Annotated in this window: 1 protein-coding gene; it reads right to left on the minus strand. The window is 71.9% G+C overall.

The genetic code is table 11. The features are described 5' to 3' along the window. Positions 1 to 11: 11 nt before the first annotated feature. On the minus strand, positions 12 to 24,836 hold the full coding sequence (locus ACMTAK_RS06135; RefSeq protein ID WP_413805214.1) for a type I polyketide synthase: 24,825 nt from the start codon (positions 24,834 to 24,836) through the stop codon (positions 12 to 14). Between the last annotated feature and the right edge of the window lie 77 nt (positions 24,837 to 24,913).

A 24,913-nucleotide genomic window follows, 5' to 3' on the forward strand; every position in this document is an offset into this window, starting at 1 on the left:
AGCTCGCCACGTCAGGAGGTTCCGAATTCGTCGTCGATGAGTTTGAAGATCTCGTCAGCGGTGGCCGATTCGATCTCGCTGTCGTCGTCCATGTCGTCGTCCAGCGCCGTCGCGGTGCCGGACAGCTGCCCGGTTCCACCGGCGGACCACTTGGCCATCAGACCCTGGAGCCGCGCCATGACCTGGGCGTGCGTCTCGCTGTCGGAGTCGAGCGCCGACAGTGTGGATTCCAGCCGGTCGAGTTCTCCGAAGACGGGCTCGGTCGCGGGCCCGTCGGCGGGGGTGACCTCATCGCGCAGGAATCGTCCGAGCGACGCCGGGGTCGGGTAGTCGAACACCAGGGTGGCCGGCAGCCGCGTTCCGGTGATCGCGTTGAGACGGTTGCGCAGTTCGACGGCCGACAGGGAGTCGAAGCCCAGGTCCTTGAAGGCGTGTCCGGGTTCGATCGCCTGTCCCGAGGCATAGCCCAGGACGACGGCCACCTGGTCGCACACCAGGTCCACGAGGATGCGCTCGCGCTCCGTCTCGGACTTCCCGGCCAGGTGCTGCTTGAGCTCGGCGGTCGGGTCGGCCGTGGTGTTCGTGGCGCCCGACTCGGCGGTCCTGCGGGCGGGCGCCCGCACCAGTCCGCGCAGCAGCGCGGGTACCGGCTCGCCCACCGACGCCATGTCCATCGTCATGGGCACCAGGACGGCACCGTCGAGATCGCGGGTCGCGTCGAACAGCGCGAGTCCGGCCTCGGGGGTGAGGGCGACCATGCCGGTCCGGGTCATGCGGCTGACGTCGGCGTCGGCCAGCTCGGTGGTCATGCCGCCGTCCTGCGTCCACGGCCCCCATACGAGCGAGGCCGCGGGGAGCCCTTCGGCCCTGCGGTGCTGGGCCAGGGCGTCCATGAACGCGTTGCCCGCCGCGTAGTTGGCCTGGCCCGCGCCGCCGAACGTACCCGAGACGGAAGAGAACAGGATGAAGGCGGACAGGTCCAGGTCGCGCGTCAGCTCGTGCAGGTGCAGCGCGGCGTCCACCTTCGGACGCAACACCTTGTCCACCCGCTCCGGCGTCAGCGACTCCACCACACCGTCATCCAGCACACCCGCCGCATGCACCACGGCCGAGAGCGGATGCTCCGACCCGATCCCCGCCAGCAGGCTCTCCACCGACGCCCGGTCGGCGACATCGCACGCCATGACCTGTGCCTCGGCGCCCAGCCCGGCCAGCTCCGCCACCAACTCCGCCGCACCCGGCGCCTCCACGCCACGACGACTCGTCAGCACCAGACGCTGAACCTTGTGCTCCACCACCAGATGACGGGCCAGCAGCGCACCCAGACCACCCGTACCACCCGTGATCAACACCGTCCCCGGACCATCCAGCGTCCTCGGAATCGTCAGCGCCACCTTGCCCGTGTGCCGGGCCTGGCCGATGAAACGGAAGGCATCCGGCGCCCTGCGCACATCCCACGTACGCACCGGCAGCGGTCGCAGCACTCCACTCTCGAACAGAGAGATCAGCTCGCCCCACATCTCATGGATGCGATGGGGCCCCGCCTCCATGAGGTCGAACGCCTGGTAGGAGACACCGGCGTATTCGGCGGCCACCTCCTCCGGCACCCTGATGTCGGTCTTGCCCATCTCCAGGAACCGGCCGCCACGCGGCAGCAGGCGCAGGCCCGCGTCCACGAACTCGCGTGCCAGCGAGTCGAGCACCACGTCCATACCGCGCCCGCCGGTCACATCCAAGAAGCGCTTCTCGAAGTCCAGCGTCCGCGACGACGCGATGTGCTCGTCGTCCAGGCCCAGCGACCGCAGGGTGTCCCACTTGCCCTCGCTCGCGGTACCGAAGACCTCGGCGCCGAGGTGCCGTGCCAGCTGGAGGGTGGCCATGCCCACACCACCGGCCGCCGAGTGCACCAGCACCGACTGACCGGCCTGGAGACCACCCAGGTCCACCATGGCGTAATAGGCCGTCAGGAACACGATCGGCGTGGAAGCCGCCTGCTCGAACGTCCAGTCGTCCGGGATCCGGGCGACGACCCGCCGGTCGGTGATGGCGACCGGGCCGAACGACCCGCTGAAGATGCCCATCACCCGGTCACCGGGCACCACGTCGGTCACTCCGGGACCGACTTCGGTCACGGTACCGGCGCCCTCGCCACCGAGCGGCCCGGCCTCTCCGGGGTACATCCCCAGGGCGTTGAGCACATCGCGGAAGTTCATACCCGCGGCGCGCATCTCGACCCTGATCTCGTTCTCGCGCAGGGCATCGGTGACGTCGGGGCAGGGCAGCAGCGCCAGGTTCTCCAGGGTTCCCTTGGCGTGCATGTCCAGGCGCCATTCCCGTATTCCGGCGGGCGGCAGCAGCGCGGTGCCCGAGGAGACCCGGGCCATCCGCTGGCCGAGCACCGCTCCCTCGCGGACCACGGCCTGCGGCTCGTCGGTGGCGAGCACTGCGGGCAGTGCCGCCTTGGACGCCTCGGCGGGCTCCTGCGGGTCCAGGTCCACCAGGACGAAGCAGTTCGGGTTCTCCGACTGCGCGGACCGCACCATGCCCCACAGGGGTGCGTGGATCAGGTCCGGGGTCTCGTCGCGGTCCTCGGGCGCCATGGCGCCCGACGTCACGAAGACCAGTCGGGAGGAGTCGAACCGGCGGTCGCCGAGCCAGCCCTGGATCATGCCGAGCGTGTGGTGCGTCACCGCGTGGATGGCGCCCGCCGGCTCCAGGCCCCGCTTGGCCTTGCGCTTGCTCCTGCCCTTGGCCTTGCTCTTGGGCTTGCCCTGAGCCGCCTCGTCGTCGAGGCCCGGTGCGTAGGAGACCAGCACGGCCTCCGGGGCAGCGGCGCCACCGTCGATCGCGGCGCCCAGCGCGTCGAGATCGGCGTAGGCGGTCACCTCGGCTCCCGCGATCGCGCCGGCGGCCAGTCCGTAGTGGTCGGTGCCCACCACGGCCCACTTGGCCGTTGCCGCCTCCGCCGGAGCGATGGCCGGAACGGTGGTCCAGTCCAGCGTGAACAGCGAGTCGCGGAAAGCCGACGTCCTGGCCGAGTCGATGTGTTCCACCGACACCGGGCGCAGCACGAGGGATTCGATCGACGCCACCGGGCGGCCGGTTCCGTCGGCCACCGCGAGGGAGATGGAATCCGGTCCGAGCTGGGTGAGCCGCACCCGAAGGGTGGAGGCTCCACCGGCGTGGAGCGACACTCCGCTCCAGGAGAACGGGAGCCGGGAGAGCCCGACGTCCTCCAGGGCCACGAAGGTCACCGCCTGTACGGCGGCGTCCAGCAGGGCGGGGTGGAGGCCGAAGTCGACCGCGTCCGACGCGTGCTTCTCACCGAGGCTGACCTCGACGTAGACGTCGTCGCCGGAGCGCCAGGCGGCCCGCAGGCCCTGGAACACCGGGCCGTAGGCGAAGCCGGTGGCGGCGAAGCGCTCGTAGAAGTCGCTGATGTCCAGGGCTTCCGCGTCCGCCGGGGGCCATGCGCTCAGGTCGAACGACGGCTCGGGGCCGGCCGGGGCCAGCGCACCGGCCGCGTGCTGCGTCCACGGCTCCTCCGAGGACGCGTCGGCCGGACGGGAGTACAGGCTGAGCGAGCGGTAGCCCGTCTCGTCCGTCTCACCCACCCAGAGCTGCACCTGAACCGGTTCGTTTTCGGGCAGAACCATCGGGGTGGCCAGGGTGACCTCCTCGACCCGGCCGCTGCCGACCTGGTCGGCGGCGCGAATGGCCAGTTCGAGGAATCCGGTCCCGGGGAACAGGGCCGCGCCCCCGATCGCGTGGTCGGCGAGCCACGGCTGGCTCTGCACCGACAGCCTGCTGGTGAACAGGAATCCGTCACTGCCCGCGAGCTCGACTCCGGCACCCAGCAGCGGGTGGTTGGGGGAGCTGAGCCCGATGGAGGCGACGTCGCCGGTCATGGCGCCGGGGGCCTTCGGCCAGTAGCGCTGCCGCTGGAAGGCGTAGGTGGGCAGCTCCACCCGCCGGACGTCGCGCCCGGCGAACGCCGTCGACCAGTCCACGGTGGTGCCGTGGACGTGGAGTTCGGCCAGCGCCGTGGTCAGCGACTGGGTCTCGGGACGGTTCTTGCGCAGAGCGGGAACGAGGGTGAAGGCGGCGACGCCTCCGTCCTCGTCGGACGCCAGGCAGTCCTGGGCCATCGCGGTGAGCACACCGTCGGGACCGACCTCCAGGAACGAGGTGACCCCGAGCTTCTCCAAAGCCCCTACCCCATCCGCGAAGCGCACCGCCTCCCGCACATGCCGCACCCAGTACTCCGGGGAGCACACGTCGGCCGCACCCGCCGACTTACCGGTGAGGTTGGAGACCAAGGACATCGACGGTGCCTGGAAGGACAGGCCCGTGACGACGTCTCGGAAGTCGTCCAGCATCGCGTCCATGCGGGGCGAGTGGAAGGCGTGGCTGACCTTCAGCCGACGGGTCTTACGGCCCTGCCGCTCCCACTCGGCGGCGATCTCCAGCGCCGGCGCCTCATCGCCCGCGATCACCACGGCCGTCGGGCCGTTGACCGCGGCGATACTCAGCTCGGCCTCACGACCGGCCAGCGAACCGGCGATCTCCTCCTCCGACGCCTGTACCGCCACCATCGCGCCACCCTCGGGCAGCGCCTGCATCAGCCGGCCACGCGCCGCGATGAGCGCGCACGCGTCCTCCAGTGAGAACACCCCCGCCACATGCGCGGCGGCGACCTCTCCCACCGAGTGGCCGATCAGCACATCCGCGGTGACGCCCCAGTGCTCCAGCAGCCGGAACAGCGCCACCTCGATGGCGAACAGCGCGGGCTGGGTGAAGGCCGTCTGATCGAGCAGCGCGGCGTCCGCGCTGTCCTCGGCGGCAAACATCACCTCCTGCAGCGGCCGGTCGAGCAGCACGTCGAGATGCGCACACACCTCGTCCAGAGCGCGGGCGAACACCGGGAAGCGGTCGTACAGCTCCCGGCCCATGCCCAGACGCTGTGCGCCCTGGCCCGAGAACAGGAACGCCGTCTTGCCGGCGGTGCCCACGGATCCCTGGACGACTCCGGGGGCCGTGGCACCCGAGGCGATGGCGTCGAGACCGCTCAGCAGCCCGTCCCGGTCGCCGCTCAGAAGCACGGCGCGGTGGTCGAAGGCGGACCGGGTGGTCGCCAGCGAATAGCCCACGTCGTCGAGGTCGAGCTCGGGGTGGGCCGCCACATAGTCGTGCAGGTTCCTCGCCTGGGCGCGCAGCGCCTCGGCGCCCTTGCCGTTGACCGTCCAGGGAAGCGTGTCCGAACCGGCCGGCGGAGCGTCCGTGCGGACCCGCTCCACCGTCTCCGGCTCCTCCGGCTCCGGGGCCTGCTCGATGATGGTGTGGGCGTTGGTGCCGCTGATGCCGAACGAGGAGATGCCCGCCCGGCGCGGCTCGCCGTTCTCGGGCCACGGGGTCGGCGCGGTCAGCAGCCGGACCTCGCCCGCCGTCCAGTCCACATGCGGTGTCGGCTCGTCGACATGGAGCGTCTGCGGCAGCACGCCCTCACGCATGGCCATCACCATCTTGATGATCCCCGCGACACCGGCGGCCGCCTGCGTGTGTCCGATGTTCGACTTGATGGAGCCCAGCCACAGCGGCTCGTTCTCCGGCCGCCCCTGGCCGTAGGTGGCCAGCAGCGCCTGCGCCTCGATCGGGTCACCGAGCCTGGTGCCGGTGCCGTGCGCCTCGACCGCCTGCACCTGGTGGGCGGCGAGGTCGGCGCTGGCCAGCGCCTGACGGATCACCCGCTGCTGCGACGGCCCGTTGGGCGCCGTCAGGCCGTTGGACGCGCCGTCCTGGTTGACGGCGGAGCCGCGCACGATCGCCATCACCGGGTGACCGTTGCGCCGCGCGTCCGACAGCCGCTCGAGCAGCAGCATGCCGACGCCCTCGGCCCAGCCCGTGCCGTCGGCCGATGCCGCGAATGCCTTGCACCGCCCGTCCGTCGACAGCCCCTTCTGGCGGCTGAAGTCCACGAACGAGCCGGGGCTGGACATGATCGTGACACCGCCGGCCAGCGCGAGGGAGGACTCGCCCTGGCGCAGCGACTGCACGGCCATGTGCAGCGCCACCAGCGACGAGGAGCACGCCGTGTCCACCGTGACGGCCGGGCCTTCCAGGCCGAAGGTGTAGGAGATTCGACCCGATACGACGCTGCCCGCGTTGCCGGTTCCGAGGTAGCCGTCGGGTCCGCCCGGGGCGGCCAGCAGCAGGCCGATGTAGTCCTGGCCGTTGCTTCCCGCGAAGACGCCCGTCCGGCTTCCCTTGAGCGACAGGGGGTCGATGCCCGCCCGCTCGATCGCCTCCCAGGAGGTCTCCAGCAGCAGCCGCTGCTGCGGGTCGATGGTCAGCGCCTCGCGGGGGGCGATCCCGAAGAACGCGGGGTCGAATTCGTCGGCGTCGTAGACGAAGCCGCCGCCGCTCGCGTAGCTGGTGCCCGTGTTCTCCGGGTCCGGGTCGTAGAGGTCGTCGAGGTCCCAGCCGCGGTTGGTCGGGTAGGCGCTGATCACGTCGCTGCCCTCGGAGACCAGCCGCCACAGGTCCTCGGGGGTACGTACCCCACCCGGGAAGCGGCAGCTCATCGACACGATCGCGATCGGGTCGTCGTCCACGACGGTGCCCGTCACCACCGGCAGGTCATCCACCGGCGCGGGGGCGGTGCCCCGCACCTCATCCAGGATGAACCGGGCGAGCACCGTGGGTGTCGGGTAGTCGAAGGCCACGGTGACCGGGAGGTTCACACCGGCCGCCAGGCTGAGTCCGTTACGCAGCTCCACGGCGGTCAGCGAGTCGAACCCGATGTCCCTGAAGGCCCGGTCCGGCTCCACCGCGTCGGCGCTCGGGTATCCGATCACCTCGGCGGCCTGGGACCTGACGAGGTCGAGCACCTCCGCCTCGCGTTCGACGGCCGACAGCCCTTCGAGGCGCTCGGCCAGTCCGGTGAGCGACGCGCCGAGCTCGGCCTCCGCCGCCTCCAGGGCCTGCCGCACCTCCGGCAGCTCGTTGAGCAGCGGACGCGGCCGGGCCGAGGCGAACCCGGGAGCGTAGCGCTCCCAGTCCACGTCGGCGACGGTGACGTCGACCTCGTCGTGATCGAGCACCTGCTGAAGGGCGTCGACGGCGAGGACGGGCTCCAGCGCCGGCATACCGCGCCGCTTGAGCTGGGCCGCGAGGGCGTCGTCGACCAGACCACCGCCGCCCCAGGCGCCCCATGCCACCGAGGTCGCCGCCAGGCCCTGTGTGCGGCGCTGCTGCGCCAGGGCGTCCAGGAAGGCGTTGGCCGCGGCGTAGCTGCCCTGACCGGCACCACCGACGGTTCCGGCGTAGGAGGAGAAGAGGATGAACGCGGACAGGTCCAGGTCCTGGGTCAGCTCGTGGAGGTTCACCACGGCGTCCACCTTGGGCCGGAAGACGCCCTGCGCCCTGGGGACGGTGAGGGTGTCGATGAGGCCGTCGTCCAGCACACCGGCCGCGTGCACCACCGCGGTCAGCGGATACTCCGCGGGCAGCCCGTCGAGGAGCTCCCGCAGCGCGTCACGGTCGGCGGCGTCACAGGCCGCGACGGTGACCCGTGCGCCGAGGGCGGTCAGCTCGTCCCGCAGCTCGGCCGCGCCGGGGGCGTCCAGGCCGCGGCGACTGGTCAGCACCAGGTGCTCGGCACCGGCCTGGACGAGCCAGCGGGCGAGGCGGCCACCGAGTGCTCCGGTACCACCGGTGATCAGGACGCTTCCGCGAGGCTCCCAGGTACGGGCCGGCCGGGCATCGCCCAAGGGCGCCCGGACGAGCCGCCGGCCGAAGGTCCCGGAGGCGCGCACCGCGACCTGATCCTCGTCACCGGAGCGCCCGATCAGGCCGACCAGACGGTTCAGCACCCGGTCGTCGATCGCGTCCGGCGACTCGGGGAGGTCGACGAGACCGCCCCACCGCTGTGCGTACTCCAGGCCGACCACTCGGCCCAGACCCCACACCAGGGACTGCTTGACGCTGCCGACCCGGTCGGAGCGGCCCACGGACACGGCTCCGGTGGTGGCGAGCCAGAGCGGCACATCGATGTCGATGTCGCTCAGCGCCTGGACCAGGGTCATGGTGCCGGCGAAGCCGCGCGGAACGCCCGGGTGTTCGGGGAGCGCCACCTCGTCGAGCGCGAGCAGGGAGAGCACTCCGTCGATCGCGAGCGTCCCCTCCTGCTCGGAGCCGTCCGCGGAGGGTGTGCGGGGAGCCGCGTCCCGGAGGAGTTCGGTCAGCGACGACCGCTCCGGCTCCGAGTCGTCCAGATCGACCCGCACCATGCGGGCACCGTGGCGCTCCACGTCCCGCGCGATGCGCTCCGCCAGTTCGCGGGCGGTGTCGACCGGCGGTACGACGACCATCCAGGTACCGGTGATCGGGGCGCCCTGCTCCTGCTCGGAGCCGGACGACGGCTGGTCGATCAGGGGCTTCCAGTTGATCCGGTAGCGCCAGTTGTCGATGGTCGTGCGGTCACGCCTGCCGCGCCGGTACGACGACAGGGCGGGCAGCACCGCACTCAGCGGCGCCTCCCCGTCGAGCTCCAGCGTCTGCGCCAGTCCTTCGAGGTCCTCGCGCTCGACGGCCTCCCAGAACCGGGCGTCCACCGAGTCGGCCTCGGAGACGGGGGCGTTGCCGAACCCGGCGTCGTCGGCCGGCTGCGGCCAGTACCGCTGCCGCTGGAAGGCGTAGGTGGGCAGGTCGATCTGGCGGGCGCCCTGTCCGGCGAACACCTTCCGCCAGTCGACACCGACCCCATTGACATGAAGTTCGGCGATCGAGGTCAGGAATCGCTCCAGGCCGCCCTCGTCACGCCGCAGCGTGCCAATGACCACGGCCTGGGCCCCGGCGGCCTCCACGGTCTGCTGCACCGGAAGGGTCAGCACCGGGTGCGGGCTGACCTCGATGAACACGTCATGCCCGCTGTCGAGCAGGGTGCGGGTGGTGGACTCCAGCTCGACGGTCTGCCGCAGGTTGCGGTACCAGTACTCGGCGTCCAGACCGGCGGTGTCCACCAGCTCACCGGACACGGTGGAGTAGAACGGCACCTCGGAGGAACGCGGTTCAAGGTCCGCCAGGACCTTCAGCAGCTCCTCGTGAATCGCCTCCACATGCGCGGAGTGCGAGGCGTAGTCCACCGGCACCCGGCGGACCCGGACCTCCTCACCCTCCAGCTGGGCCACCATCTCGTCCAGCGCACCCGGGTCACCGGAGACGACGACCGAGCCGGGGCCGTTGACCGCGGCGACGGATATTCCGCCGTCCCACGCGGCGATCCGCTCCTTGACCTGGTCCACCGGCAGCCCGACCGACACCATGCCACCACGACCGGCCAGACCGGCCGCGATCGCCTGCGACCGCAACGCCACCACCTTCGCGGCATCCTCCAGCGACAGCGCACCCGCGACACAGGCCGCCGCGATCTCACCCTGGCTGTGACCCATCACCGCATCCGGCTCCACACCGACCGAACGCCACAGCTTCGCCAGCGACACCATCACCGCGAACAGCACCGGCTGGACCACATCCACCCGGTCGAAACCAGGAGCGCCCTCAGCCTCGCGCAGCACATCCGTCAACGACCAGTCCACATGAGCCGACAGAGCCGACTCACACTCACCGATCGCCTCCGCGAACACCGGCGAGGACTCCAGCAGCCCCACCGCCATACCCACCCACTGCGCCCCCTGACCCGGGAACACGAACACCGAACGGCCAGTTGCCTCGGCCGCGCTCGCGCGGACCACGCCCGGTGCCTTCGCACCCTGGGCCACCGCCTCCAGGCGCTCGAGGAGTTCCTCGCGGCTGGTCCCGGTCACCGCGGCCCGGTACTGGAACGCGGACCTGGTCGTCGCCAGGGAGAGCGCCACATCGGCGGTCCGCAGCTCCGGGCGCTCGGCCACGAACTCCCGCAGCGCGTCGGCCTGGGCCTGCAGCGCGTCGCCGCTCTTGCCCGCCACGACCCACGCCACCGGGCCGTCGACAACCGCGGCCTCGGCGGCCTCGGCGGCCTCGGCCGCCTCGATCTCCGGAGCCTGCTCCAGGATGGTGTGCACGTTGGTGCCGCTCATGCCGAACGCCGACACACCCGCACGCCGCGGATGTCCCCTCTCCGGCCACGGCCTGGCCTCGGCCAGCAGCTCGACGTCGCCCTCCGTCCAGTCCACGTGCGGCGAGGGCTCGTCGAGGTGCAGCGTCTTCGGCAGCACACCGTGACGCATCGCCATCACCATCTTGATGACGCCGCCCACGCCCGCGGCCGCCTGCGAGTGGCCGATGTTCGACTTGATGGCGCCCAGCAGTAGCGGCTCGCCCTCGGGCCGCTCCTGGCCGTAGGTGGCCAGCAGCGCCTGCGCCTCGATCGGGTCGCCCAGCGAGGTGCCGGTACCGTGCGCCTCCACCGCGTCGACCTCGGCGGCCGTCAGACGGGCGTTCGCCAGCGCCTGCCGGATGACCCGCTGCTGCGACGGACCGTTCGGCGCCGTCAGGCCGTTGCTCGCACCGTCCTGGTTCACCGCGCTGCCGCGCACCACGGCGAGCACCGGGTGCCCGTTGCGGCGGGCGTCCGACAGCCGCTCGAGGACGAGCATGCCGACGCCTTCGGCCCAGCTCGCGCCGTCCGCGGCGGCCGAGAAGGGCTTGCTGCGTCCGTCGGAGGCGAGCGCACGCTGCCGGCTGAACTCGACCAGCGACATCGGGGTGGACATCACCGTCACACCGCCCGCCAGCGCCAGCGAGCACTCGCCCTGGCGCAGCGCCTGCCATGCGAGATGCAGAGCGACCAGCGAAGACGAGCACGCGGTGTCCACCGTCATGGCGGGGCCCTCAAGGCCCATGGTGTAGGAGATACGGCCCGAGAGCACGCTCGGCGAGACACCGGTGCCGACGAGGCCCTCGACCGCTTCCTGGGATCCGGCGAGGACACCGCCGTAGTCCTGGTAGGTCACGCCCGCGAAGACGCCGGTCTGGCTGCCCTTCGCCGAGAGCGGGTCGATACCGGCCCGCTCCAGCGCCTCCCACGAGGTTTCCAGCAGCAGACGGTGCTGCGGGTCCATCGCGATCGCCTCACGCGGCGAAATCCCGAAGAACGCCGGGTCGAACTGGCTGGCGCCGTGCAGGAAGCCACCTTCCTGCGTGTAGCACTTGCCGGGCTCGTCCGGATCCGGGTCGTAGAGGTTCTCCACGTCCCAGCCGCGGTCCGTCGGGAAGGGCGAGATGCCGTCCCGGCCCTGGGCGACGAGGTCCCACAGATCCTCCGGGGTGGCCACCCCTCCGGGATAGCGGCAGCTCATCCCCACGATCACGATCGGCTCGTCGCTGTCCGCCACCGCGACCGGCGCCGGCTGCCGCGCCCCGGTCAGCGCGCCGAGGACCTCGGCACGGGCGAACTTCGCCAGTTCGACGGGGGTCGGGTAGTCGAACACGGCCGTCGCCGGGAGACGCAGGCCAATGGCCTTGCTCACCCGGTTACGGAACTCGACGGCGGTCAGCGAGCTGAAGCCGAGGTCCTTGAACGCCTGCGAGCCCTGGACCACGTCGGCGGAGGTGTGTCCGAGCACCGCCGCGACATGCGTGCGGATCACCTCGAGCAGCACACGGTCCTGCTCGGGCTCGGAGAGTCCGGCCAGGCGCTCCCGCAGCGTGGCGAGCGGCCCGGACTCCGGGCCGCCCCGCTTGGCGGTGCGTCGTGCGGTCCTGCGTCGACGGGCAGGCATGGCGGTGGTCTCCTCAGCAGGGGTTTCGGTGGCCACGGGGGATTCGGTGGCCACCGGAGCGTCGGCGCTCGCCTCGGGCGAGACAGCGGGCTCCGGCAGGGTCTCGGTCGTCTCCGGCGCCGGGAGCTCCGGCTGGTCCGTGGCGACCTGGCGCAGCGTCAACGTGTCGGCGGAGACCACGGCCTCGCCGGCTCCGTCGACCGCGGCCAGGGAGAGGGTCTCCGGGCCCGTGCGGGCGAGCCGGACACGCAGTTCGGAGGCGCCGGACGCGTACAGCGACACCCCGGCCAGACTGAACAGGAGGCGGCCGCGCCCCACGCCGTCCAGCACTCCGAGGCCGAGCGGCTGCAACGCCGCGTCCAGAAGGGCCGGGTGCAGCCCGAACCGCTCGGCGTCCGCAACGAACTCCTCGGCCAGGCTGATCTCGGCGAACACCTCGTCATCGCGCTGCCACACCGCTCGCAGGCCACGGAAGGAAGGTCCGTAGACGAGGCCGCTTTCGGCGAGCAGGTCGTACAGGCCGTCCACCTCGACGCGCTCGGCGCCGGGCGGGGGCCATGCGGCGGAGGCGAAGCGCACCGCTCCTTCGGCGGTCGCGATGTCGTCCGGCTCCGGGGCGAGCACACCGCTGGCGTGGCAGATCCACTCGTCCTCGTCCTCGTCCACCGGCTCGGCCACGCGCGAGTACATCTCCAGCGAACGGGTGCCGGACTCGTCCTCCTCGCCGAGGACGAGCTGAATCTGGACTCCGCTCCCTCGGGGAAGGGCCAACGGCGCCTGGCTGACGAGCTCTTCCACATGGCCGAGGCCGACCTCGTCACCGGCGCGAATCGCCAGTTCCACGAGGGCCGTGGTGGCCAGGACCGCCTCGCCGCGCAGGACATGGTCCGCCAGCCAGGGCTGGGTGTGCGGCGAGAGCGTTCCGGTGAAGACCAGGCTGTCGGTGCCCGCGACGGGGACGGCTCCGCCCAGCAGCGGGTGATCGGCGGGGTCGAGGCCGAAGGCGGCGGCGTCTCCCGCCGCGGTGCCGGCCTCCAGCCAGTAACGCTGGTACTGGAACGCATAGGTGGGCAGGTCCACGCGGCGGGCGCCGCGTCCGGCGAAGAAGGCCCGCCAGTCGACGGTTTCGCCGTGGACGTGTGCTTCGGCGAGGGCCGCGACGAGCGCCTGCGTCTCGGGACGGTCCTTGCGCAGCACCGGGACCAGCAGGGGGGCCGGTGCCTCCTCGGCGGCGATGTCGTCGACCGGTTCGGTCAGGCAGTCCTGGGCCATCGCGGACAGCACGCCGTCGGGGCCCACCTCGATGTACGTGGTGACGCCCTGGACTTCGAGGGTCCGCACCCCGTTGAGGAAGCGGACGGTCTCGCGCACGTGCCGCACCCAGTACTCCGGCGAGCACACCTCTTCGGCACCGGCCTGCTCACCCGTGACGTTCGAGATGAACGCGGTGGACGGGCCGTGGTAGGTGAGCGTCTCCGCGACGGCGCGGAAGCCGTCCAGCATGGCGTCCATGTGCGGGGAGTGGAAGGCGTGGCTGACCCGCAGGCGGCGGGTCTTGCGGTCCCGCTCCGCCCACTGTCCGGCGATCTCCAGCGCCGCTTCCTCGTCACCGGCGATGACCACGGCGGTCGGGCCGTTGACGGCGGCGACGCTCAGCTCGGCCTCACGACCGGCGAGCGAACCGGCGATCTCCTCCTCCGACGCCTCGACGGCGACCATGGCCCCGCCCTCGGGCAGCGCCTGCATCAGCCGGCCTCGGGCGGCCACCAGGGTGCAGGCGTCCTCCAGCGAGAACACCCCGGCCACGTGGGCGGCGGCGATCTCACCGATGGAGTGGCCGATCAGCACATCCGGGGTGATGCCCCAGTGCTCCAGCAGCCGGAAGAGTGCCACCTCGATGGCGAAGAGCGCGGGCTGAGTGAAGGCCGTCTGGTCGAGCAGTGCGGCTTCCGCACTGCCGTCTTCCGCGAACATCACCTCGCGCAGCGGACGATCCAGCACCACGTCCAGGTGCGCACACACCTCGTCCAGGGCACGGGCGAACACCGGGAAGGCGTCGTACAACTCCCGGCCCATGCCCAGGCGCTGCGCGCCCTGGCCGGTGAACAGGAACGCGGTCTTTCCGGCCTTGGCCGCCTGCCCCTGGACGATGCCGGGGGCGTCGTCGCCGGCGGCGACGGTCTCCAGGCCACGCAGCAGCGTCTCGCGGTCGGTGCCCAGCAGCACCGCACGGTGCTCGAACACCGATCGCGTGGCGACCAGCGATTCGGCGATGTCCAGCACACCGGACTCGGCCCCCTCGGAAAGGTGGGCTCGCAGCCGCTGGGCCTGGGCGCGCAGGGCTTCCGGGCTCCGGGCGGAGAGCACCCACGGGGCCATGCCGTGGTCGTCGGCGGGGGCCGCCGGGGCGGGCTCCGTCTCGTCCTGGACCGGGGCCTGTTCGATGATGGTGTGTGCGTTGGTGCCGCTCACGCCGAAGGCGGAGATACCCGCCCGGCGCGGCTGCTCGGTCCTGGGCCACGCGGTGGCCTCGGTCAGCAGCCGTACCTCACCCGCCGACCAGTCCACCTCGCGCGACGGCTCATCCACATGCAGCGTCCGCGGCAACACCCCGTGCCGCATGGCCATCACCATCTTGATGACACCGGCGACACCGGCCGCGGCCTGGGTGTGACCGATGTTCGACTTGATCGATCCCAGCCAGAGCGGGAGGTCCTCCGGGCGCTCCTGGCCGTAGGTGGCCAGCAGCGCCTGCGCCTCGATCGGGTCACCCAGCGTCGTTCCGGTGCCGTGTGCCTCGATCACCTGGACGTCGGCCGACGACAGCCGGGCGTTGGCGAGGGCCTGGCGAATCACTCGCTGCTGCGAGGGGCCGTTCGGCGCCGTCAGACCGTTGCTCGCACCGTCCTGGTTCACGGCGGAGCCCCGCACGATGGCCAGCACCTGGTGGCCGTTGCGGCGGGCGTCCGACAGCCGCTCCACGAGCAGCATGCCCACACCCTCGGACCAGCCCGTGCCGTCCGCCGCGTCCGCGAACGGCTTGCACCGGCCATCGGGGGCGAGCCCTCGCTGCCGGCTGAACTCCACGAAGGCGGCCGGGCTGGTCATCACGGTGACGCCACCGGCGAGCGCCATGGAGCACTCGCCCTGGCGCAGCGCCTGCGCGGCCTGGTGCAGGGCCACCAGCGACGACGAGCACGCCGTGTCCACCGTCAGCGCGGGTCCCTCGAGGCCGAGGGTGTAGGAGATGCGGCCCGAGACGACGGAGGTGGCGCTGCCGGTCAGCAGTTGCCCTTCCAGCCCCTCGGGAATCTCCTGCAGCCCCGCTCCGTAGCCGGAGGTCGCGGCTCCCACGTAGACACCGATCTGGCTGCCACGCACGGACGCCGGGTCGATACCGGCCCGCTCGAACGCCTCCCACGAGGTCTCCAGCAACAGCCGCTGCTGCGGATCCATGGCGAGGGCCTCACGCGGCGAGATCCCGAAGAACGCCGCGTCGAACTCGCTCGCCCCGTCCAGGAACCCGCCCTCGCGGGCGTAGAACGTGCCCGACCGCTCCGGGTCGGGGTCGTACATCCCCTCGACATCCCATCCACGGTCGGAGGGGAAGTCCGTGATGGCGTCCGTACCGGCCGCCACGAGGTTCCACAGCTCCTCCGGACTGCGCACACCGCCCGGGAAGCGGCAGCTCATCCCGACGATCGCGATCGGGTCGTCGTCGGCCGGGACGGCCATCGCCGACGGCACGGCCACCGCGTCCTGCGTCCCCAGCACCTCGGCACGCAGATGACCGGCCAGCACCTCGGCGCTCGGGTAGTCGAAGACCAGCGTGGCCGGCAGCACCAGCCCGGTCTCCGCGTTCAGCCGGTTACGGAACTCGACGGCCGTGAGCGAGTCGAAGCCCAGCTCCTTGAACGCACGCCCGGGCTCGACCGCCTCCGCACCCGCGAAGCCGAGGACGGCCGCGGCGTGGGCGCGCACCAGGTCGAGCAGAGTCCGGTCGATCTCGGCCTCGGTGAGGCCCGTCAGGCGCTCCCGCAGGGCCGAACCGGTACCGGTGCCTTCGGCGTTGCCCGCGTTCGCCAGCGCCCGCTGGACCTCGGGCAGATCGCCGAGGAGCGAGCTCGGCCGCCCGATCGTGAACGCGGGGGCGAACCGCTCCCAGTCCACATCGGCGACCGTCACCACACCCTCGTCACCCGCGACCGCCCCCTGCAGCGCGGCGATCGCCAGGCCGGGCGCCATCGCGGGCAGACCGCGGCGCGCCAGATGGTCGGCCTCGTCTCCGGCCGCCATGCCGCCCTCGGCCCAGGGGCCCCAGGCCACGGCCGTACCGGCGAGACCCCGCGCACGGCGGCCCTCCACCAGCGCGTCCAGATAGGCATTGGCCGCACCGTAGGCGGCCTGGCCGCCGCTGCCCCACACACCCGCGATCGACGAGAAGACCACGAACGCGTCCAGCTCACGGTCGCCCAGCAGCTCGTCCAGGTTGACGGCGCCCGCCACCTTGCCGGAAACCACGTCGGCGACGTCGGCCAACCCGGTCTCCATCAGCGGCGCCACCCCATTGGTACCCGCCGCGTGCACGACCGCGGTCAGCGGATACTCCGCGGGAACGGCGTCCAGCACCGCGGCCAACTGCTCACGGTCGGCCACATCACAGGCCGCCACGGTCACCCGGGCACCCAGCGCCTCCAGCTCATCGCGCAGTCCGGCAGCCCCCGGCGCGTCAAGACCCCGACGGCTGGTCAACACCAAGTGTTCTGCACCGTTGCGCACCAGCCAGCGGGCCACCTGCCCGCCCAGCGCACCCGTGCCACCGGTCACCAGCACCGTGCCACGCGCCCGCCATGTCGTGCCGTCGGCAACGGGTGCGGCCGACCGGGTCAGGCGACGTGCGAACACGCCGGAGCCGCGTACCGCCACCTGGTCCTCGGTGGCCTCGGCGGACAGCACACCGGCCAGTCGCGCGACCGCACGCTCGTCCAGTGACTCGGGCAGGTCGACCAGACCGCCCCACAGCCGCGGCAGCTCCAGCGCGGCCACCCGGCCGAGCGCCCACACCATCGCCTGCTTCGGGTGACTGAGCCGTTCGGAGCGGCCCACCGACACGGCACCCCGCGTACCGGACCACAGCGAAGCCTCGATTCCGGCGTCCGCCATGGCCCGCACCAGCGTCAGCGTCAGGGCGAGACCGTTCGACAGCGCCGGGTGCTCCGGGCAAAGCTCCTCGTCCAGGGCGAGCAGCGACAACACGCCGCTCAGTGCGGGCGCGTCGGCGGTCGCCGCACGCAGCCGCTCCCCCAGTGTCTCGGCGTCCAGGTCCCGCCCGTCGGCCACCAGCGACACCACGCCCGCGCCATGCCGCTCGAGCCCGGAGACGATCTCCGTCACCAGACCGTCCTCGGCGCGGGAGGCCGGGACCACTACCAGCCACGTCCCCGACAGCGACCCATCGGCCACGTCCGGGACCGGCTTCCAGGCCACCCGGTAGCGCCAGTTGTCGATAGTGGACTGGTCACGCCGGTTGCGGTGGTACGTGGACAGGGCGGGCAGCACCGCGCTCAGCGGCGTCTCGCCGTCGACGTCGAGCGTCTCGGCGAGCGCTTCGAGATCCTCGCGCTCGACCGCTTCCCAGAATCGCGCGTCCACCGAGTCCACGGCGCTCGACGCGTTCAAGCCGTTCAGGGAGATGGACACCTCGGGCCAGAACCGCTCGCGCTGGAAGGCGTACGTCGGCAGTTCCACCATCCGCGCACCGCGCCCGGCGATCACGGACTCCCACTCCACCGAGGCTCCGTGGACGTGGAGTTCGGCCAGCGCCATCGTCAGCGCCTGGGTCTCGGGACGGTCCTTGCGCAGGACCGGCACCACGGCCGTGGCCGCGGTCTGGTCCTCCGTCAGGCAGTCCCGCGCCATCGCGGACAGCACACCGTCGGGGCCGACCTCCAGGAACCTGGTGACGCCCTGGGCGGTGAGTGCCCGCATGCCGTCCGCGAACCGCACCGCTTCCCGGACGTGGCGAACCCAGTACTCCGGTGTGCACACCTCGTCGCGGCTCGCCGCCTCGCCCGTCACGTTGGAGACCAGGGCGATGGACGGTGTCTGGAAGGACAGGCCCGTGACGACGTCACGGAAGTCGTCCAGCATCGCGTCCATGCGCGGCGAGTGGAAGGCGTGGCTGACCCGCAGGCGCCGGGTCTTTCGGCCCTGCTCCGCCCACCGTCCGGCGATCTCCAGCGCCGCTTCCTCGTCACCGGCGATGACCACGGCCGTCGGGCCGTTGACGGCGGCGATGCTCACCTCGGCCTCACGGCCGACGAGCGACGCCGCGAGCTCTTCCTCGGACGCCTCGATGGCGACCATCGCGCCGCCCTCGGGCAGCGCCTGCATGAGGCGGCCACGAGCAGCCACCAGCGTGCACGCGTCCTCCAGCGAGAACACCCCGGCCACATGCGCGGCGGCGATCTCACCGATGGAGTGACCTATCAGCACATCCGGGGTGACACCCCAGTGCTCCAGCAGCCGGAACAGCGCCACCTCGACGGCGAACAGCGCGGGCTGGGTGAAGGCCGTCCGGTCCAGCAGTTCGGCGTCCGCGCTCCCCTCCGCCGCGAACACCACATCCCGCAGCGGACGATCCAGCACCACGTCCAGGTGCGCACACACCTCGTCCAGAGCACGGGCGAACACCGGGAACGCCTCGTACAACTCCCGCCCCATGCCAAGGCGCTGCGCACCCTGACCCGAGAACATGAACGCCGACTTCCCGCCGGTTACGGCCTGCCCCTGGACGACTCCCGAACCGATTCCACCCTGCGCGACAGCCTGCAGGCCACGCAGCAGGGTCTCCCGGTCCTCACCCACCAGCACGGCCCGGTGCTCGAACACCGACCTGGACGCCAAGGTGTGCCCGACGTCGACCACACCGACGTCTTCGCGGGCCGCCACATGCCCGTACAGCCGCTCGGCCTGCGCCCGCAGCGCCTCCCGGCTCTTCCCGGAAACCAGCCACGGCACCACGGCCGCCGCCACCGGCGCCTCGGGCTCGACCGCCTCCGAGGCCTCAGCCTCTTCCAGGTCAGGAGCCTGCTCGATGATGGTGTGGGCGTTGGTCCCGCTCAGTCCGAACGAGGAGATACCGGCCCGGCGCGGCCGGCCCGTCTCCGGCCACACGGTGGCCTCCGTCAGCAGCCGCACCTCACCCGCCGACCAGTCCACCTCCCGCGACGGCTCATCCACATGCAGCGTCATCGGCAGCACGCCCGCACGCATGGCCATCACCATCTTGATGACCCCGGCCACGCCCGCCGCGGCCTGCGTATGACCGAGGTTGGACTTGATGGCGCCCAGCCACAACGGGTGGCCCTCCGGCCGCTCCTGTCCGTAAGTGGCGAGCAGCGCCTGCGCCTCGATCGGGTCGCCCAGCGTCGTACCGGTGCCGTGCGCCTCGACCGCGTCCACCTCGGCGGCCGACAGTCCGGCGCTGGCCAGCGCCTGTCGGATGACCCGCTGCTGCGAGGGGCCGTTCGGCGCCGTCAGGCCGTTGGACGCACCGTCCTGGTTGATGGCGCTGCCTCGCACCACCGCCAGCACCGGGTGGCCGTTCTTCCGCGCGTCCGACAGCCGCTCCACGAGCAGCATGCCGACGCCCTCGGACCAGCCGGTGCCGTCCGCGCCCTCCGCGAACGGCTTGCACCGGCCATCGGGCGCCAGCCCGCGCTGGCGGCTGAACTCGACGAAGGCACCCGGGGTCGACATCACCGACACACCACCGGCGAGCGCCAGATCGCACTCGCCCTGGCGCAGCGCCTGCACCGCGAGATGCAGCGCCACGAGCGACGACGAGCACGCCGTATCCACCGTCATCGCCGGCCCCTCGAGGCCGAAGGTGTACGAGATGCGCCCGGACACCACACTGGCCGCGCTGCCCGTGCCCACATGGCCACCGAAGTCCTCGGGGGCGTCGAGCATGATCGTGGAGTAGTCCTGGCCGTTGGTGCCGACGAACACACCGGTGCGGGTGCCTCGCAGCGCGGCCGGCTTGACGCCCGCGTACTCGAACGCCTCCCACGACGTCTCCAGCAGCAGCCGCTGCTGCGGGTCCATGGCCAGGGCCTCGCGCGGCGAGATGCCGAAGAACACCGGGTCGAACTGGGGCGCCCCGTAGAGGAAGCCGCCCTCGCGGGCGTAGAAGGTGCCCGGGTGCTCGGGGTCCGGGTGGTACATCCCCTCGACGTCCCAGCCACGGTCGCCGGGGAACCCGGCGATGGCGTCGCCGCCCTCTGCCAGGAGCCGCCACAGGTCCTGCGGGGTCTCGACACCTCCGGGGAAGCGGCAGCTCATCGCCACGATCGCGATGGGGTCGTCGTCATCCGGCCGCGCCCGGCGCGCCACCGTCGAGGTGGCCGCCCCGGTGTGGGCTCCGCCCAGCTCCTGAAGCAGATGGCCGGCGAGCACCTCGGCGGTCGGGTAGTCGAAGACGAGGGTCGACGGCAGGCGCAGACCGGTGGCCAGGTCGAGCCGGTTGCGCAGCTCGATGGCGGTGAGGGAGTCGAACCCGAGGTCCCGGAAGGCACGGCCGGGCTCGACGGAGTCCGCCGAGAAGTGGCCGAGCGCCGAGGCCGCGTGGGTGCGGATGAGGTCCAGCAGGACGGCCCGCTGTTCGGCGTCCGAGAGTCCGGCCAGTTGCTCCGGCAGGCCGGATCCCGGCTCTGTCCGGGCGGCGGCACCGCCCGAGGCGGCCAGGAGCTCACGCACTTCGGGGAGGTCGCTCATGAGGGCGCTGGGGGCGGCGCTCATCGTCGGGGCCATGCCGGCCCAGTCGATGTCGGCCACGACCAGCGCGGCCTCGTCATGGCCGATGGCCCAGCGCAGCGCGTCCACGGCCAGCGAGGCGGTCATGGGAGGCAGTGGCCCGCCACGCATCCGCTCCCCGGCGCGGCCGCTCGCGGCCATGCCGCTCTCGGCCCACGGGCCCCAGGCGATCGCGGTGGCGGCCAGGCCCTGGGCGCGGCGCTGCTGCGCCAGCGCGTCCAAGTAGGCGTTGGCCGCCGCGTAGGCGGCCTGGCCCGCGCCGCCGGCGACGCCGGCGAAGGAGGAGAACAGCACGAACGCGTCGAGCGACAGTCCTTCGGTCAGCTCGTGCAGCTGCCGCGCGCCCTCCACCTTCGCGGTCAGGGTCCCGGCGAGCTGGTCGACGGTCAGGCCGTCCAGCACGCCGTCGTCCAGGATGCCCGCCGCGTGCACGACGGCTCTCAGCGGATATCGCTCGGGGATGGCGGCCAGCATCGCGGCGAGGGCGTCCCGGTCGGCGGCGTCGCAGGCCGCGACGGTCACCTCGGCGCCCAGCTCTTCGAGCTCCGTCTTGAGCTCGAGAGCGCCTTCGGCCGCCGGGCCGCGACGGCTGGTCAGTACCACGTGTTCGGCGCCCTCGCGCACGGCCCAGCGCGCCACGTGCGCGCCCAGGGCGCCGGTGCCACCGGTGATCAGCACCGAGCCCCGGGGCCGCCACGCGCGCTCGGCCGACTCGTTGCCGGCCGTGATGCGGGAGAGGCGCCGGGCGTACGCTCCGGATCCGCGCAGCGCCACCTGGTCCTCGCCGCCTTCGGCGGACAGTGCCCAGGCCAGTCGCGCGGCGGCGCGCTCGTCCAGCGTCTCCGGCAGATCGACGAGGCCGCCCCAGATCCGCGGGTGCTCCATGGCCGCGACCCGGCCGAGGCCCCAAATCTCCGCCTGTGCGGGGCTGGTGAGCTGGTCGGAGCGGCCCACCGACACGGCACCCCGGGTGCCGCACCACAGTCGGGCCTCGATGTCCGCCTCGGCCAGGGCCCGCACCAGCATCAGGGTCAGCGCAAGGCCGCGGGAGACCACCGGGTGCTCGGTGCAGGGCCGCTCGTCCAGCCCCACCAGGGACAGCACCCCGCCGATCCCGGGCAGACCGGTGGCGATCTCGCGCAGCCGTTCGGCCAGCACACCGGGGGCAAGGTCGCCCTCGTCCGCCACCACGCGGACGACATCGGCACCGTGCCGCTGGAGAGCGGCGGACGCCGACTCCCCGAAGGTGTCATCGGCACCGGAGGTGGGGACGACCACGAGCCATGTCCCCGAGAGGGTGGCCGCGGGGGTCTCCGAGACCGGCTTCCATGAAATCCGGTACCGCCAGCCGTCGACGGTGGCCCGGTCACGCTGCTGGCGCCGGTACGAGGACAGCGCGGGCAGCAGCTCGCCGAGTGAGCCGGCGCCGTCGACATCCAGCGCCTGGGCCAGCGCCTCCAGGTCTTCGCGCTCCACCGCGTCCCAGAACCGCGCGTCGACACTGTCCGCGGCAGAACGGCCGGACACCGCGCCCGTGCCCTCCAGCCAGTAGCGCTGACGCTGGAAGGGGTACGTCGGCAGCTCGACCTTGCGGGCGCCCCGCCCGTCGAAGACCTGCGCCCAGTTCACCGTCACACCGTGGACGTGGGCCTCGGTCAGCGCGGCCATCACAGCCTGTGCGTCAGGGCGCCCCTTGCGCAGAACCGGCACCACGACCGGGGCCGGCGCCGACTCGGTCGCAAGGCACTCCCGGGCCATCGCCGAGAGCACACCATCGGGCCCGACCTCCAGGTAGGCGGTCACGCCCTGGGCATGGAGGGAGCGAATGCCGTCGGCGAAGCGCACGGCCTCGCGCACATGCCGCACCCAGTAGTCGGGCGAGGTGATTTCTTCGGCGCCAACGGGCTCGCCGGTGACATTGGAAACCAATGCCTGGGTAGGAGTCTGGAAGGACAGCCCCCGCACGACACGGCGGAAGTCGTCCAGCATCGCGTCCATACGCGGGGAGTGGAAAGCGTGACTGACCTTCAACCGACTCGTCTTACGGCCCCGCTCGGCCCACTGGGCCGCGATCTCCAGCACCGCGGCCTCGTCACCGGCGATGACGACGGCGGTGGGGCCGTTGACGGCGGCGATGCTCACCTCGGCCGCACGCCCGGCGAGCGATCCGGCGATCTCCTCCTCCGACGCCTGCACCGCCACCATGGCGCCGCCCTCGGGCAGCGCCTGCATCAGACGGCCGCGAGCCGCCACCAGCGTGCAGGCGTCCTCCAGGGAGAAGACCCCGGCCACGTGGGCGGCGGCGATCTCACCGATGGAGTGGCCGATCAGCACATCCGGGGTGATGCCCCAGTGCTCCAGCAGGCGGAACAGCGCCACCTCGATGGCGAACAGCGCCGGCTGGGTGAAGGCCGTCTGGTCCAGCAGGTCGGCGTCCGCGCTCCCCTCCGCCGCGAACACCACATCCCGCAGCGGGCGGTCCAACACGACATCCAGGTGCGCACACACCTCGTCCAGCGCCTGGGCGAACACCGGGAAGCCGTCATACAGCTCCCGGCCCATCCCAAGGCGCTGCGCACCCTGACCGGAGAAGAGGAACGCCGTCTTGACGGCCGTCCCCGCCACGCCCTGGAGCACAGCGGGAGCGACATTGCCCGTGGCCACGGCTTCGAGCCCGGCGAGGAGTTCCGCATGGTTCGCACCGGACACCACCGCGCGGTGCTCGAACATCGACCGGGTCGTCACCAGGGAATGGCCGACGTCCTGCGCACTCAGCTCGGTCCGCTCCAGCAGGAACGCCTTGAGCCGGGCGGCCTGGGCCCGCAGCGCGTCCGCGTCACGACCCGACAGCAGCCACGTGGCCACACCAGTGTCAGCCTCGGACACCGGGCTTGCCTCGGCCTCGTCCTCGACCGGCGGGGCCTGCTCGATGATGGTGTGCGCGTTGGTGCCGCTCACACCGAACGCGGAGACACCGGCCCGGCGCGGCTGACCCGTCTCCGGCCACTCGGTGGCCTCGGTCAGCAGCCGCACCTCACCCGCCGACCAGTCCACCTGGCGCGAGGGCTCGTCCACATGCAGCGTCCGGGGCAGCACCCCGTGCCGCATCGCCATCACCATCTTGATGACACCGGCGACACCGGCCGCGGCCTGGGTGTGACCGATGTTCGACTTGAGCGCACCCAGCCACAGCGGGCGGCCCTCCGGCCGCTCCTGGCCGTAGGTGGCCAGCAGCGCCTGCGCCTCGATCGGGTCGCCCAGGGACGTACCGGTCCCGTGCCCTTCCACCACGTCCACATCGGACGGGGCCAGCCGGGCGCTCGACAGGGCGTCCCGGATGACCCGCTGCTGGGACGGGCCGTTCGGCGCCGTCAGACCGTTGGACGCACCGTCCTGGTTGACCGCCGAGCCCCGCACAATGGCCAGCACCGGGTGGCCGTGTCGGCGCGCGTCCGACAGCCGCTCCACGAGCAGCATGCCGACACCCTCGGACCACCCCGTGCCATCCGCCGCGTCCGCGTACGGCTTGCACCGGCCATCGGGGGCCAGCCCCCGCTGCCGGCTGAACTCGACAAAGGCGCCCGGGGTCGACATCACCGTCGCACCACCGGCAAGTGCCAGGTCGCATTCGCCCTGACGCAGCGCCTGGGCCGCCAGATGCAGCGCGACCAGCGACGATGAACACGCGGTGTCCACCGTCACCGCGGGTCCTTCAAGACCGAAGGTGTACGAGATACGGCCCGATACAACCGATGTCGCCGTACCCGTCAGCAGATGGCCTTCGATTTCCTCCGGGAAGCCATCGACATCCGCCCCGTAGCCCGAGGTGGCGGCGCCCACGAACACACCTCCGCGGCGGCCCTTCACCGACCCCGGAGCGATGCCCGCCCGCTCGAAGACCTCCCACGAGGTCTCCAGCAGCAGCCGCTGCTGCGGATCCATGGCAAGGGCCTCACGCGGCGAGATCCCGAAGAAGCCCGCGTCGAACTCGGCCGCGTCGTGAAGAAAACCACCCTCACGGGAGTAGAACGTGCCCATGCTCTCGGGATCGGGGTCGTACATCCCGTCCACGTCCCAGCCACGGTTGGACGGGAAGTCGGAGATGGCGTCACCACCGTCGGCCACCAACCGCCACAAGTCCTCGGGACTCCCCACACCGCCCGGGAAACGGCAGCTCATCGCCACGATCGCGATGGGTTCCTGCTCTCCTGCCTCCAGCTCGCGCAGGCGTTGGCGCGCTTGGTGCAGATCTGCCGTTACCCGCTTGAGGTAGTCCCGAAGCCTATCTTCGTTCACCATGAAAACCTTGCCTGTTACGAGTCAAAGAAGACTGAAGAATGAAAGGAGGCCAGAGAACTGCACCTCGGCGGTCACAT

The sequence above is a fragment of the Streptomyces lacaronensis genome (genome assembly GCF_047337785.1).
GTDB classification, from domain to species: Bacteria; Actinomycetota; Actinomycetes; order Streptomycetales; family Streptomycetaceae; genus Streptomyces; species Streptomyces lycopersici.

Excerpts from the sequence above, each read along its gene's own strand:
- ACMTAK_RS06135 (WP_413805214.1), bottom strand. The coding sequence starts at position 24,836 with ATGGTGAACGAAGATAGGCTTCGGGACTACCTCAAGCGGGTAACGGCA.